The following is a 13,573-nucleotide window of genomic DNA, read 5'->3' as shown; positions in this document are numbered from 1 at the left end:
CCCCCCCCCCCGCCGGTAGGTGCTGACGTCCTCGGGCCACTCGACGTCGTTGCAGGTCACGGAGAGGAACACGGTCAGGGCGTTGTCGGCCGGCGACAACGCCCCGGCCGCCGTTTCCTTGGGGACGGCCGCCAGGTCGCGGGCCGCCGCCTCGTCGCCTTCGAGCATCGCCTGCCAGGTCTGCGCCAGCTTGGGGTACTGCGTCTGCTTGAACAGGTGACCGAACGTCAGGAGCCGGAAGAGGCTGCCGTCGATCCCCGCGAGCGGAGCCTTGTCTAGCGTGCCGGCGATGGTGAGGTAGGACGCGCGGACCTGTTCGGGCGTGCGGCCCAGGCCGTAGCTGTCGTGCCGGCGGGCGGCCCACCGCGCGAAGTCCGGCAGGGTCTGTTCCATGCCGAGCGCGTAGCGGCGCATGCCGTCGCGGTCGAGGTGGGTGTCTCCGATGTTGCTGTCGAGCACGATCCGGTCGGTGCGCTCGGGGAACATCGAGGCGTAGGCGGCGCCGAGTGCCGTGCCGTAGGAGTAGCCCAGGTAGCTGGTCTTCTCCTCGCCGAGCGCGGCCCGGATCCGGTCCAGGTCGCGGGCGGTGTTCGCGGTGGTGAGGTGGCGCAGCCGGCCGTCGTGGTCGTTGTCCGCGCACTGCTCGGCCGTCTGCTCGGCGATCTTTGCCTGCGCGGTGACCGCGGCGTCGTCGACGGCGTACGGCGGGATGTTGGAGTAGTAGGGGCTGTCCGTGGTGAAGCCGCAGCTGACGGGGGTGGAATGACCGATTCCGCGGGTGTCCATGCCGATCAGGTCGTAGCGGTCGGTGACGCTGCTGGGCAGGCCCCGGGCCACCAGCAGCGCGGACAGCGCCAGCCCGGACCCGCCGGGGCCGCCCGGGTTGAGCATGAGGACGCCGCGCCGCTTGTCCGGGTCGGCGGCGGCCAGCCGGGAGACGGTGAGGTCGATCTGCTCGCCCTCGGGATCGGTGTAGTCCAGCGGGACGGGCACGGTGGCGCACCGCAACTCGGTCGGAGCGGCTTCGGCCACGACGTCGTCGGGGCACCGGCCCCACTCCACCCGAGGCGTCCTCGCCTCCTCGGCGGCGGCGGGCCCGGTGGCCAGTGAGCCACCCAGGCCGAGGACCACCAGGAGGGCCAGGCTCTGGCCTACACTGCCTTGTCGTTTCATGTTCCAGTCTCCGCATACCGGTTCGTGGTCGTGGTCGCGCCCATCCCACTCCGTGCCCTTGGGGCATGGTCAACACCCGGCCGGTGCGGACTCGGCCGGTGTTGACCATGCCCCAAGGGCACGGTTTTCAATGGGCGTTTGGAACGACGCTGGAGAAAGGGCTCCTGGTGGCGTGGAGTACACGTCAGCTGGCGGAACTCGCGGGCACGACGACCAAGACCGTTCGGCACTACCACGAGATAGGCCTGCTGGAAGCGCCGGAACGAGCCCCCAACGGCTACAAACGGTACGGCGTGGGCCATCTGGTCCGCCTGCTGCGCATCCGCAGACTGACCGACCTCGGCGTGGCCCTCGCGGACGTCCCCGCGGTCGAGAGCGGCGACGAGAAGGCGCGGCAGATCCTCCGGGACCTGGACGCCGAACTCGCGGCGGACATCGAGTGCCGGCAGCGGATGCGACGGGAACTGGCAGCCGTCATGGAGAACCGCTCCGCGCTCGACATGCCACCGAACTTCCAGACGCTCGCCGACGACCTGCCCGAGACCCAGCGGTCCTTGCTGCTGGCCTGCTCCAGCATCCTCACACCCGACGCGATGGCAGCCCTCCAAGAGCAGCTCTCACGACCTCGCGGGGATTACGAAGCGGAATTCGCGGCGCTCGACGAGGACGCGCCCGAGGATGTGCGGCAGCGGCTGGCGGAGCGGATGGCGCCCGATGTCCGCCAACAGCACAGGGACCACCCCGTCCTGGCCGACCTGGGGTTCTCCTCGCGCCTGGAGACGACGGTCGCCGAGTCGGTCGTCGTGCACGCGCTGGTCGAGTTCTACAACCGCGCCCACCTCGACGTGCTGCAACGCGTCCACGCGATCCTCTTCCAGGACGACACCACGGAGAGCGAAAACAACGACGCCCGGCGGTGAGCCGGTGCGCCGCGCTCTCACTGCTGCCGACCTGCTCGGACGGGGCATGGGCGCAGGGTCCTGCTGCCCTCGTCCTCCTCGATCGTGCCCGGTTCGGCGTCGTGACAGGGGCGATTGCCGATGATCGTGCGAGGGCGGCCTCCCCGGGTGGGACGCGGTCGGGCCGGCGGCCCTCCCGGCATCTTCGGGCCGTCCACCGTGACGCTCGTTCGACGCTCCGGGTGTCCACTCTCGACACGGTGAGTCGAAGAACCCGTTCTGACCTGCTCTTTCTCGCAGTAGGCGCAGGCCGACGTCTTTCCGATGACGCACCACGTGGAGTGCGTGGCTATCCTCGAGCCCGTGGCGAAGGGCCGCTGACCTGAGGTTCTGCTGGGGCGCCCGGAGGTCTTGACCTGTTTCGGGGGTATCCAACAGGTGAAGGCTCGCGCATCCGTCTCACCTGGGGTCTTGTGTTGGAGCGAAGGGCGGGGTGGGCGGTTTTCGGGATTTTTGACGCTCACGATCCGTCGGCAGGGCCGCGCCGTTGCCGGGGCGTCGCGAGGCCGCCGAGGGTTCGGATCGCCCTGATCAGCGAGGCCAAGGCCACCGCCGCCCGCCGCGGAACCGGCGATCTGCAACGCCTGGAGCGCATCCGAAGCCTGCGCGCCGAGCAGGGCTACGACACGACGGGCGCCACGCTGGCCTTGTTCTCTCTCCACGGCTTCCGTCCCGATCTGGTTGACGCCGTGACGCGGCGTGACGATCTCCTGCTGGTCGACCTGCCGGGTCTTTACGGGATCGGGTAGCCAAACAGCTTGGATATCCGTTCCAGCCCTTCGACCGGCACGTTCGAAGAGCGCGATGCTGTGACCGCCACGCCGGCGGTGATCTGTCCCGGCCAGTCGACGCCGGCACGGTCCGGGACCCTCGACTCGGGCAGCCGGCGCTCGGCGACGGCCATGGTCACCAGGGCGACCGGCATGGTCGGCAGGAAGATCCACCTCCGCTCGGCGTGCTCCACGATCACCTCGGCGAGCAGCGGGCCGACGACCATCGCCGCCATCATGCTGGTGGTCCACCAGCCTATGTACCGGCCGCGTGCGCGGAAGTCGGGCACGGCGTGCCCGGCCACGGCGAGCGTCACGGGTAGCAGCGCTGCGGCTGCGGCCAGCGCCTGCCCCAGCCAGAGCACCTGCACGGACGGGGCGCACAGCGACACCAGGGTGCCGGCGACACACAGCCTCAGCCGGTCAGGTACACCTCGCGGCGGCCGTGCACGTCGCCGAACATGCCGGCGGTCGGGATCAGAGCGGCCACCGGAAGCACGAAGGCGTCCGACACCCAGGACAGTCGCGCCTTACCGGCTCCCGGCTCCCGCTGAATCACCGGCAGGCTGACAGCCACGGTGGTCACGGGCAGGTAGGCGACGAAGACGCGTCCCGTCGCCGCGTACGTCCGTGACGTGGGCGTCGCCGAGCCCGGTACGCGAGTCACCGTGCTGATCCCGGAGACGGAGCCCGAGCGGCTGTGGCAGCGGCTGCTGCAGAACCAGCGGGGCGCGATCGTCGCGCACGCCGTGCGGCGGGAGACGGACGCGGTGATCTGCCGTCTCCGTTTCCGGCTGCCGTGAGGCCAGACCGTCTGCCTTCGCGGCGAGTCTGCTCACCTTTCGGACCGGGCGGGCGCTGTCAGGGTTCCGTCAAAACCGTGGGCCCCGCCGTATGGGAGGCGTCAACGACCGGCCTGATCCGGCCACAGATGCGCTTTCCTCTAATCGTCCGTACCAACCGAACCTCACTCCAGGAGTTCGCGATGGCCGATGTGGCCTTCGTCGTCGTCACGATCGCGGGTTTCGTACTCGTGGCTCTCGCAGCCAAGGGGGTGACGAAGCTGTGACCGCCGAGAACATCGTCGGCCTCGTCGTGGCCGTCTCCCTGCTGGGCTACCTCGTCCTCGCCCTGATCTTCCCGGAGAGGTTCTGAGACAAGAGATGGGTCCCGTACTCGCCGGCGTGCTGCAGTTGCTCGCTCTGACAGCCGCGCTGGCACTCGTCTACAAGCCCCTCGGCACCTACATGGCCAAGGTGTACTCCTCCGACAAGCACCTGCGCGTCGAGAAGTGGATCTACAAGGGCATCGGTGCCGACCCCGACACGGAGATGCGCTGGCCCGCGTACCTGCGCGGCGTCCTCGCCTTCTCCGTGGCCGGTGTCCTGTTCCTCTACGCCCTGCAGCGGCTCCAGGGGGCGCTGCCCGGCTCGCTCGGCTTCGCCTCGATCGACCCGGACCAGGCGTTCAACACGGCCGTGTCGTTCGTGACCAACACGAATTGGCAGTCGTACTACGGCGAGCAGGCCATGGGTCATGTCGTGCAGACCGCCGGCCTGGCCGTACAGAACTTCGTCTCCGCGGCCGTCGGCATAGCCGTCGCCGTGGCGCTCGTGCGCGGATTCGCCCGCTCCCGCACCGGTGAGCTGGGCAACTTCTGGGCCGACCTGGTGCGGGGTGTCGTACGCATCCTGGTGCCCCTGGCGGCTGTCGCCGCTGTCGTCCTGGTCGCCTGCGGCGCGATCCAGAACTTCTCCGGCATCCACGAGGTCGGCCAGTTCATGGGCGGCACGCAGGAGTGGAACGGCGGCGCGGTCGCCTCGCAGGAGGCCATCAAGGAGCTGGGCACCAATGGCGGCGGCTACTTCAACGCCAACAGCTCCCACCCGTTCGAGAACCCCACCCCGTTCTCCAACCTGTTCGAGATCTTCCTGATCCTGCTGATCCCGTTCTCGATCAGCCGGACCTTCGGCCTGATGGTCGGCTCGGTCAAGCAGGGCTACGCGATCCTCGCCACCATGGCCACCATCTGGCTCGGCTTCGTCGCGCTGATGATGTGGACCGAGTTTTCCCACCACGGCCCGGCCTTCCAGGCCGCGGGCGGGGCGTACGAGGGCAAGGAGGTCCGCTTCGGCGTCGGCGCGTCCTCGATCTTCGCGGTGTCGACCACGCTCACCTCGACCGGTGCGGTGGACTCCTTCCACTCCTCCTTCACCGGCCTCGGCGGCGGTATCACCATGCTCGGCATGATGCTGGGCGAGATCGCGCCCGGTGGTGTCGGCTCCGGCCTCTACGGCATGCTGATCATGGCGATCATCGCGGTGTTCATCGCCGGTCTGATGGTGGGCCGTACGCCCGAGTACCTGGGCAAGAAGATCGGCTCCCGCGAGATCAAGCTGGCGGCCTGCTACATCCTGATCACCCCGGCGCTCGTGCTCGTCTTCACCGCGTTCGCGATGGCGCTGCCGACGCCGGCGAACTCGATGACCAACAGCGGGGCGCACGGGTTCTCCGAGATCCTGTACGCCTACACGTCCGGCGCCAACAACAACGGCTCGGCGTTCGCCGGTCTGAACGCGGACACGCAGTGGTTCAACACCACGATCGGCCTGGCGATGCTGCTCGGCCGGTTCCTGCCGATGGTGTTCGTGCTGGCGCTGGCCGGCTCGCTCGCCGGGCAGAAGCCGGTCCCGGCGACCGCGGGCACCCTGCGCACGGACAAGCCGCTGTACACCGGGCTGCTGGTCGGCACGATCATCATCATCACCGGTCTGACGTACTTCCCCGCCCTCGCGCTGGGACCGCTGGCCGAAGGGCTGGCGTGATGACCACCGACGTAGAGAAGCAGGACTTCATGTCCACTTCCCCCCTGGCGCCCCACCGGGACGCCCCCACCGGCCACAAGCCCGCCGAGGGACGTGTGGGCGCCGGCCTCTTCGACCCCAAGCAGCTGGTGAAGTCGCTGCCGGACGCCTTGCGCAAGCTCGATCCGCGGGTGATGGTCAAGTCCCCCGTGATGTTCGTGGTGTGGATCGGTTCCGTGCTGACCACGGTCTTCTCCTTCACGGACCCGGGTGACTGGTTCGGCTGGACCATCAGCGCCTGGCTGTGGCTGACGGTGGTCTTCGCCAACCTGGCGGAGGCCGTCGCCGAGGGCCGGGGCAAGGCCCAGGCCGACACCCTGCGCAAGGCCAAGACCGACACGGTGGCGCGCCGTCTGGTGGGCGACCGCGAGGAGCGCGTGCCCGGCACCGAGCTGAGGATCGGCGACCTGGTCGTCTGCGAGGCCGGCGACGTCATCCCCGGTGACGGAGACGTCATCGAGGGCGTGGCCTCCGTCGACGAATCGGCGATCACCGGCGAGTCCGCGCCCGTGATCCGCGAGTCCGGCGGCGACCGCTCGGCGGTCACCGGCGGCACGAAGGTCCTCTCCGACCGGATCGTCGTGAGGATCACGACGAAGCCCGGCGAGACCTTCATCGACCGGATGATCAACCTGGTCGAGGGCGCGGCCCGGCAGAAGACGCCGAACGAGATCGCGCTCAACATCCTGCTGGCCTCGCTGACCATCGTCTTCCTGCTCGCTTGCGCCACGTTGCCGCCCCTGGCGGACTATGCGGGCACCCGCCTGACGATGGTCGTGCTCGTCGCCCTGCTGGTCTGCCTGATCCCCACCACGATCGGTGCCCTGCTCTCGGCGATCGGCATCGCCGGCATGGACCGGCTCGTGCAGCGCAACGTGCTCGCCATGTCGGGCCGCGCGGTCGAGGCCGCCGGTGACGTCTCCACCCTGCTGCTGGACAAGACCGGCACCATCACCCTGGGCAACCGGCAGGCTGCCGAGTTCGTGCCCGTGCGCGGCACGACCGAGGCACAGGTCGCCGACGCGGCGCAACTGTCGTCGCTGGCCGACGAAACGCCCGAAGGACGCTCCGTCGTGGTCCTCGCCAAGGAGAAGTACGGGCTGCGCGAGCGCCACCAGGGCGAGCTGGTGGGTGCCGAGTGGATCGCCTTCACCGCGCAGACCCGGATGTCGGGTGTGGACGTCGACGGACGCAGGATCCGCAAGGGCGCGGCAGGTTCGGTCACCGCCTGGGTCCGGGAGAACGGCGGCACCGTCGTCGACGACGTGGATGTGATCGCCGACCGCATCGCCGAGGCCGGCGGTACGCCCCTGCTCGTCGCGGTCGAGGACGCGCGTGGGGCCCGTGTCCTGGGCGTCATCCACCTCAAGGACGTCGTCAAGCACGGGATGCGGGAGCGGTTCGAGGAACTGCGCCGCATGGGCATCAAGACCGTCATGATCACCGGCGACAACCCGCTGACGGCCAAGGCGATCGCCGAGGAGGCCGGGGTCGACGACTTCCTGGCCGAGGCCACCCCCGAGGACAAGATGGCCCTCATCAAGCGGGAGCAGGCCGGCGGCAAGCTCGTCGCGATGACCGGCGACGGCACCAACGACGCTCCCGCGCTGGCCCAGGCGGACGTCGGCGTGGCGATGAACACCGGCACGTCGGCCGCCAAGGAGGCCGGCAACATGGTCGACCTCGACTCCAACCCCACCAAGCTCATCGAGATCGTCGAGATCGGCAAGCAGCTGCTGATCACACGGGGCGCGCTGACCACGTTCTCCATCGCCAACGACGTGGCGAAGTACTTCGCGATCATCCCGGCGCTGTTCGCCGCGGTCTACCCGGGCCTGGACAAGCTCAACGTCATGGGCCTGTCCTCACCGGACTCGGCGATCCTGTCCGCCGTCATCTTCAACGCGCTGATCATCATCGCGCTGGTGCCGCTCTCCCTGAAGGGCGTGCGGTACCGGCCGGGCAGCGCGGACAGGCTGCTGCGGCGCAACCTGACGGTCTACGGCCTCGGCGGACTCGTCGCCCCGTTCATCGGCATCAAGATCATCGACCTGCTCGTCTCCCTCGTCCCCGGAATCGGCTGAAGGCCATGAACAACTCCGTATCGAACACCGCCCGGCTGCTCGGGGTGGGCCTGCGCGCCCTCCTCGTGCTGACCCTGGTGACCGGTGTCCTCTACCCGCTGGTCGTCACCGGCATCGCGCAGGGGCTGTTCCCCGACCGGGCGAACGGCTCCGAGGTGAAGGCGGACGGCAGAGTCGTCGGCTCGTCCCTCATCGGACAGGCGTACAACCTGCCGCTGAGGGAGGGCCGGGAGACCCCGGCACCGGATCTGAAGTGGTTCCAGGGCCGCCCGCAGAACGGCCTCGGCACCAACAGCGTCAACACCCAGTACGAGCTCGTCCTGTCCGGCGCGACCAACCGGTCCGGGGACAACGAAGAGCTCATCCAGTGGGTGAAGGACGCCAAGGCCGCCGTCGTCAAGGACAACTCCACGGGCACCTACAAGGTGAAGCCGTCCCAGGTGCCCGCCGACGCGGTCACCTCCTCCGGCTCCGGACTGGACCCGAACATCTCCCCGCAGTACGCGGACATCCAGGTCCACCGGGTCGCCGAGAAGAACGGCCTGGCCACCGCGCAGGTGCGCAAGCTCGTCGACGAGCACACCGAGGGCCGCACCCTCGGCTTCATGGGAGAGCCGCGCGTGAACGTCCTCGAACTCAACATCGCGCTCAGGGAACTCGTGGCGAAGAGCTGATGGCGTTACACGATGTCCTCGGGAGTCGGCGGCTTCGGGAACATCCCGGCCCCGCCGGCTCCCGCGGCCGCGGCGTCTTCGGGCGCCCCGCTTCCGGGCGTGCACGGCGCGACGTACGACAGGAGAGGAAGACACCCATGACCCGGGTGCTCGTGGTCGAGGACGACCCGCAGCTGGTGCGGGCCCTCGTCCTGAACCTGCAGGCCCGCCACTACGGCGTGGACGCGGCTCCGGACGGGGCCACGGCCCTGCGGCTCGCCGCCGCACGGCAGCCCGACGTGGTGCTGCTCGACCTCGGTCTGCCCGACATGGACGGCGTCGACGTCATCAAGGGCCTGCGCGGCTGGATGCGCGTGCCGATCCTGGTCCTGTCCGCCCGCCAGGGGTCGGACGAGAAGGTGGCCGCGCTGGACGCCGGTGCCGACGACTACGTCACCAAGCCGTTCAGCATGAACGAGCTGCTGGCCCGGCTGCGGGCCGCGGTGCGCCGTACCGAGGACACCTCGGTGGGTGCGGCGGCGACTCTGGTCGAGACGGACGACTTCACCATCGACCTCGTGGGCAAGAAGGTCGTCCGGGACGGCCGGGACGTGCGACTCACCCCGACCGAGTGGCACCTGCTGGAGATTCTGGTGACCAATCCCGGCCGGCTGATCACGCAGAAGCACCTTCTCCAGGAGGTCTGGGGCGTCTCCCAGAGCGGTAAGACCAACTACCTGCGTGTCTACACGGCCCAACTGCGCCGCAAACTGGAGAGGGACCCCTCCCAGCCCCGCTATCTGATCACCGAGCCCGGCATGGGCTACCGCTTCGAAAGCTGACCGGGGAACGACATGGCACGTGGCAAGCTTCGGATCTACCTCGGTGCGGCTCCCGGTGTCGGCAAGACGTACGCGATGCTGTCGGAGGCGCACCGTCGCATCGAGCGGGGTACCGACTGTGTGGTCGCCTTCGTGGAGCACCACGGCCGGTCGCGCACCGAGGTGATGCTGAACGGACTGGAGCAGGTGCCCCGCAAGGAGCTCGAGTACCGGGGCGGCACCTTCACCGAGATGGATGTCGACGCCGTCCTGCGCCGGGCCCCCGCGGTCGCCCTGGTGGACGAGCTGGCCCACACCAACGTGCCGGGCTCCCGCAACACCAAACGCTGGCAGGACGTACAGGAACTGCTCGCCGCCGGCATCGACGTCATAACGACCGTCAACATCCAGCACCTGGAGTCGCTGGGCGACGTGGTCGACTCGATCACCGGGGTACGGCAGCGCGAGACGGTCCCCGACGAGGTCGTACGGCGCGCCGACCAGATCGAGCTGGTCGACATGTCACCGGAGGCGCTGCGCCGCCGCATGGCGCACGGCAACATCTACAAGCCGGACAAGGTCGACGCGGCTCTGTCCAACTACTTCCGGCCGGGCAATCTCACCGCCCTGCGCGAACTGGCTCTGCTCTGGGTCGCCGACCGGGTCGACGCGTACCTGACCAAGTACCGCAGCGAGCACCATGTCTCCGCCATCTGGGGCTCGCGGGAGCGCATCGTGGTCGGCCTGACCGGCGGCCCGGAGGGGCGCACCCTGATCCGGCGCGCGGCGAGGCTGGCGGAGAAGGGCGCCGGGGGTGAGGTACTGGCTGTCTACATATCCCGCAGTGACGGCCTGACCGCCGCCTCGCCCAAGGAACTGGCCGTCCAGCGCACGCTGGTGGAGGATCTGGGCGGCACCTTCCACCATGTCGTCGGCGACGACATCCCGGCCGCTCTGCTCGACTTCGCCCGCGGGGTGAACGCCACGCAGATCGTGCTGGGTGTCTCCCGCCGCAGAAGCTGGCAGTACGTCTTCGGTCCCGGAGTCGGCGCCACGGTGGCCCGCGAGTCCGGTCCCGACCTCGACGTCCACCTCATCACGCACGCCGAGGCGGGCAAGGGCCGCGGGCTGCCGGTGGCCCGCGGCGCACGCCTCGGGCGGTCCCGGGTCGTCGCGGGCTGGCTCGTGGGTGTGCTGGGTCCCGCCCTGTTCACCTGGCTGCTGACGGGCGCCGTTCCGGACGTCGGTCTCGCCAACGACATGCTGCTGTTCCTGTCCCTGACGGTGGCGGCGGCCATGCTGGGCGGGCTGTTCCCGGCGCTGGTGTCCGCGGTGGTGGGCTCCACGCTGCTGAACTGGTACTTCACCCCGCCCGTCCACACGCTGACCATCGCCGACCCGCAGAACATCGTCGCCATCACGGTCTTCGTCGGGGTCGCCGTGGCCGTCGCGTCCGTGGTGGACCTTTCGGCCCGGCGCACCCACCAGGCGGCGCGGCTGCGGGCCGAGTCGGAGATCCTCTCCTTCCTCGCCGGCAACGTCCTGCGCGGCGAGACGAGTCTCGACGCCCTCCTGGAACGGGTCCGCGAGACCTTCGGCATGGAGTCGGTGGCGCTGCTGGAGCGCGAGAGCGACGTGGCGCCATGGACCTGTGCCGGCAGCGTCGGCCCGCGCCCCTGCGCCACACCCGACGAGGCGGACGTCGACGTGCCGGTCGGCGACCACACGGCCCTGGCGCTGTCCGGTCGGGTGCTGCCGGCCGAGGACCGCCGGGTGCTGGCCGCGTTCGCCGCCCAGGCGGCGGTGGTCGTGGACCGCCGGCGTCTCCAGCAGGAGGCGAACCAGGCCAAGGAACTCGCCGAGGGCAACCGCATCCGTACCGCCCTCCTCGCCGCCGTCAGTCACGACCTGCGCACCCCGCTCGCCGGTATCAAGGCGGCGGTCACCTCCCTGCGCTCAGACGACGTCGAGTGGTCCGAAGAGGACCAGGTGGTACTGCTGGAGGCCATCGAGGACGGTGCCGACCGCCTCGACCACCTCGTCGGCAACCTGCTCGACATGTCCCGCCTCCAGACCGGCACCGTCACCCCGATCATCCGCGAGACCGACCTGGACGAGGTCATCCCGATGGCGCTCGGCGGCGTACCCGAGGACAGCGTGGACCTGGACGTGCCCGAGAGCCTGCCCATGGTCGGCGTGGACCGCGGCCTGCTGGAACGGTCGGTCGCCAACATCGTCGAGAATGCGGTGAAGTACAGCCCGCCGGGGGAGCGCGTCCTGGTCTCCGCGAGCGCCATGGCCGACCGGGTGGAGATCAGGGTCGTCGACCGCGGCCCCGGTGTCCCGGACGAGGTCAAGGACCGCATCTTCGAACCCTTCCAGCGCTACGGCGACGCCCCGCGCGGCGACGGGGTGGGACTCGGCCTCGCGGTCGCCCGCGGCTTCGCCGAGGCCATCGGCGGCACTCTGCACGCCGAGGACACCCCCGGCGGCGGCCTGACCATGGTGCTCGCCGTACGGACTGCACCGGGGCGCCGGTGGGAGCGGCCGGGTGCGTCCCCCGTGGTCACGTCCTGATGGCCCGCGGAGCGTACGCGCGCATGCGGTCACGGCGAGGCGGACGGGTCGCATGGGACCGGAACCCACGCACCACCGAGAGGACTGTGCAGACATGAAACCACTCCGGGAATGGGGAATGCGGTCCCGGATCGTCGGCCTCACGAGCGGCTCGGTCGTCCTCATCGCCGGGGGCGCTTTCGCTGACTGGATGTGGCTCATCGGCATCGGCGCGTGGATGCTCGTCGCAGCCGGGCTGCTGGAAATGATCTACCGACCGTGATCGCCGCTGAAGCCTCAGCGCACGGGGCGGTGAAGCCGGCAACCCGGGTACGGGCGCACGTCGCTGGCTGCTGGCGTTGACGCTCGTGTGACGCCCCGAACCTCACCGTGCAGGGCGATGGACTGAGGAACGGGGACTGACCTGCGGTTTCGCGTGACTTCTCAGGCCGACATCTTTCCGATGACGCACCACGTGGAGTGCGTGGCGATTCTGGAGCCTGCGGCAAAGGGCTCCTGAGCCGCTGTTCCGCTGATCCCCCGGGCCGCGGGAGGGGCGGGCCGGCACCCTTCCCCGGTCGGCCCGACGGGCGGAACGGTCGCCTGTCCCGGGCACGTGAGGGGGCTGCCGGCTCGCGTGTCTGTTTGTACGGGAGGCGGGGTGGCGGACGCCGGTGGTCCCGTGCGCCGGGGCGGCTCCGGTCCGGTTCGAGGGCCGGAGCCGCCCCTGCCCTCATGGGCGGGTCAGTTGGCGTCCACCAGGTGGTGCGGGGGGACCGTCACCGTACGGGCGCCCTTCTCGCCTCCCAGGACGACTTCCCGCAGCGCGCTGTTGTTGCCGTAATCGGTCTCCTTGAGCCGGTTCTCCGGGTTGGCGAGGACCTGGATGTAGTACGTGCCGTTCGGCAGGTCCGTGATGTCGAAGGACTGGCCGGGCAGGTCCTGGGTGTAGGTGTCACCGGAGCCGACGTCGAGCACCTCACGGACGGAGATGGAGTTCTCGGAGCCGCACGCGGTGGACAGGTCGGTGTTTCCCGGGTGCCAGGCGGCGTTCTTCACGGTGTAGTCGACGGCGTCGGTGTTGGCCAGGCAGAACGCCTCCTTGCCGCTGCGCACCGTCTCCTTCTGGTCGGCCGTCAGCAGCCGGTAGCTGGCGAAGTCCAGGAAGTGCCAGTGCTCGTGGCCGGGACGCGGGTCCCACTCCATGCCGCCGGTCGGGGTGTATCCGACCTGCTTGCCGTCGGCGTCGTAGAAGTACTGGTAGGCGTCCATCACCTCCTTGCCGGGGGAACGGAAGCCGTCCACCACCAGCTTGGCCGGGCCCGCGTTCCACACGTTGGCGCTGAAGGCGAGGTAGTCCTTGCCGGGCACCTCCTCGTAGCCGTCGCTGACGGTGATGCCGAACGCGGGCAGCGAACGCAGGTCGGGCTTCGGGACGTCGGGCACGGACGCCTTGCCGGTGGGCCGCTTCGCGTTGGGCTGGGCGCCCGGCGCCTGTCGCGAACCGTCGGTCTGCCCGGAGCCGTCACCGGTCTCGGCGGCGGCGACGGCCTGCTTCCCCAGGGCCTTCCTCTTCAGCGCCCACGGCAGGGCGGGCGGGGCCGACGGGTAGGGGCCGTGGCCGGCGTTGTACGAGGGGCCGGCGCCGCTCGTCGCGGCGCCGGGGGGCGGGGTGTCCGCGCCGGCCCCGTGC

At 69.9% G+C, this 13,573-nt stretch carries 13 protein-coding genes and 2 pseudogenes; 11 read left to right on the top strand and 4 right to left on the bottom strand.

Features of this window, described 5'->3' with window-relative positions:
• The coding region (locus B7767_RS11180; RefSeq protein ID WP_085572067.1) for an alpha/beta fold hydrolase at window positions 1-1,173 on the bottom strand (1,173 nt) is incomplete at its 3' end.
• Between the two features lie 167 nt (window positions 1,174-1,340).
• Here B7767_RS11180 and B7767_RS11175 point away from each other — a divergent pair.
• Window positions 1,341-2,093 (top strand): MerR family transcriptional regulator, encoded by a 753-nt coding sequence (locus tag B7767_RS11175; protein ID WP_085572066.1) that lies wholly within the window; start codon window positions 1,341-1,343, stop codon window positions 2,091-2,093.
• A gap of 548 nt (window positions 2,094-2,641) precedes the next feature.
• A pseudogene (locus B7767_RS11170) lies at window positions 2,642-2,881 on the top strand (ATP-binding protein); the annotation flags it as partial.
• Here the strand turns inward: B7767_RS11170 and B7767_RS47940 are convergent.
• Both B7767_RS47940 and B7767_RS47935 read right to left on the bottom strand, forming a co-directional pair.
• The gene (locus tag B7767_RS47940; protein WP_256923402.1) at window positions 2,866-3,273 is read right to left on the bottom strand and encodes an MFS transporter; all 408 of its coding nucleotides are present in this window, start codon (window positions 3,271-3,273) and stop codon (window positions 2,866-2,868) included. The pseudogene B7767_RS11170 and the gene B7767_RS47940 overlap by 16 nt on opposite strands.
• 44 nt (window positions 3,274-3,317) lie before the next feature.
• Window positions 3,318-3,569, bottom strand: coding sequence for a hypothetical protein (locus B7767_RS47935; protein ID WP_256923401.1), 252 nt, complete (start codon window positions 3,567-3,569; stop codon window positions 3,318-3,320).
• On the opposite strand from B7767_RS47935, the pseudogene B7767_RS11160 reads away from it, so the two are divergent.
• The 9 genes and pseudogenes from B7767_RS11160 to B7767_RS46310 form a co-directional block, all read left to right on the top strand.
• Window positions 3,511-3,705, top strand: a pseudogene (locus B7767_RS11160) (amino acid permease); the annotation flags it as partial. The gene B7767_RS47935 and the pseudogene B7767_RS11160 sit on opposite strands and share 59 nt — an antisense overlap.
• A 128-nt stretch (window positions 3,706-3,833) precedes the next feature.
• The gene (locus B7767_RS46315; protein WP_179167110.1) at window positions 3,834-3,971 is read left to right on the top strand and encodes a hypothetical protein; all 138 of its coding nucleotides are present in this window, start codon (window positions 3,834-3,836) and stop codon (window positions 3,969-3,971) included.
• Window positions 3,968-4,057 carry a K(+)-transporting ATPase subunit F gene (kdpF, locus tag B7767_RS11155; protein WP_037722934.1) on the top strand — a complete coding sequence of 30 codons (90 nt, stop codon included), beginning with the start codon at window positions 3,968-3,970 and terminating at the stop codon, window positions 4,055-4,057. The genes B7767_RS46315 and kdpF overlap by 4 nt, the downstream gene beginning before the upstream one ends.
• 8 nt (window positions 4,058-4,065) lie before the next feature.
• Window positions 4,066-5,727, top strand: coding sequence for a potassium-transporting ATPase subunit KdpA (gene kdpA, locus B7767_RS11150; RefSeq protein WP_085572065.1), 1,662 nt, complete (start codon window positions 4,066-4,068; stop codon window positions 5,725-5,727).
• Entirely contained in the window at window positions 5,727-7,850 is a 2,124-nt protein-coding gene (gene kdpB / locus B7767_RS11145) for a potassium-transporting ATPase subunit KdpB (RefSeq protein WP_179167109.1), read from the top strand. The genes kdpA and kdpB overlap by 1 nt, the downstream gene beginning before the upstream one ends.
• 5 nt (window positions 7,851-7,855) lie before the next feature.
• On the top strand, window positions 7,856-8,524 hold the full coding sequence (locus B7767_RS11140) for a potassium-transporting ATPase subunit C (RefSeq protein WP_085572064.1): 669 nt from the start codon (window positions 7,856-7,858) through the stop codon (window positions 8,522-8,524).
• A 137-nt stretch (window positions 8,525-8,661) separates the two neighbouring features.
• A complete protein-coding gene (locus B7767_RS11135) occupies window positions 8,662-9,345 on the top strand; it encodes a response regulator (RefSeq protein WP_085572063.1) in 684 nt (227 codons plus the stop codon).
• Window positions 9,346-9,357: 12 nt separating this feature from the next.
• Window positions 9,358-11,901 (top strand): sensor histidine kinase KdpD, encoded by a 2,544-nt coding sequence (locus B7767_RS11130; RefSeq protein ID WP_085572062.1) that lies wholly within the window; start codon window positions 9,358-9,360, stop codon window positions 11,899-11,901.
• Window positions 11,902-11,995: 94 nt separating this feature from the next.
• Window positions 11,996-12,163: a hypothetical protein gene (locus tag B7767_RS46310; RefSeq protein ID WP_179167108.1), complete on the top strand. Its 168-nt coding sequence runs from the start codon at window positions 11,996-11,998 to the stop codon at window positions 12,161-12,163.
• A 461-nt stretch (window positions 12,164-12,624) separates the two neighbouring features.
• On the opposite strand, the gene B7767_RS11125 is transcribed toward B7767_RS46310, so the two are convergent.
• A partial coding sequence (locus B7767_RS11125) for a lysyl oxidase family protein (RefSeq protein WP_256923400.1) occupies window positions 12,625-13,573 on the bottom strand: 949 nt, incomplete at its 5' end.

The sequence above is a fragment of the Streptomyces sp. 13-12-16 genome, from assembly GCF_002114215.1.
Taxonomy (GTDB): domain Bacteria; phylum Actinomycetota; class Actinomycetes; order Streptomycetales; family Streptomycetaceae; genus Streptomyces.
This window is presented reverse-complemented; position numbering and strand designations above follow the sequence as displayed.

Coding starts and splice junctions, on each gene's coding strand:
- B7767_RS46315 (WP_179167110.1), top strand. CDS start 3,834: ATGCGCTTTCCTCTAATCGTCCGTACCAACCGAACCTCACTCCAGGAG.
- kdpA (WP_085572065.1), top strand. CDS start 4,066: ATGGGTCCCGTACTCGCCGGCGTGCTGCAGTTGCTCGCTCTGACAGCC.
- kdpB (WP_179167109.1), top strand. CDS start 5,727: ATGACCACCGACGTAGAGAAGCAGGACTTCATGTCCACTTCCCCCCTG.
- B7767_RS11140 (WP_085572064.1), top strand. CDS start 7,856: ATGAACAACTCCGTATCGAACACCGCCCGGCTGCTCGGGGTGGGCCTG.
- B7767_RS11135 (WP_085572063.1), top strand. CDS start 8,662: ATGACCCGGGTGCTCGTGGTCGAGGACGACCCGCAGCTGGTGCGGGCC.
- B7767_RS11130 (WP_085572062.1), top strand. CDS start 9,358: ATGGCACGTGGCAAGCTTCGGATCTACCTCGGTGCGGCTCCCGGTGTC.
- B7767_RS46310 (WP_179167108.1), top strand. CDS start 11,996: ATGAAACCACTCCGGGAATGGGGAATGCGGTCCCGGATCGTCGGCCTC.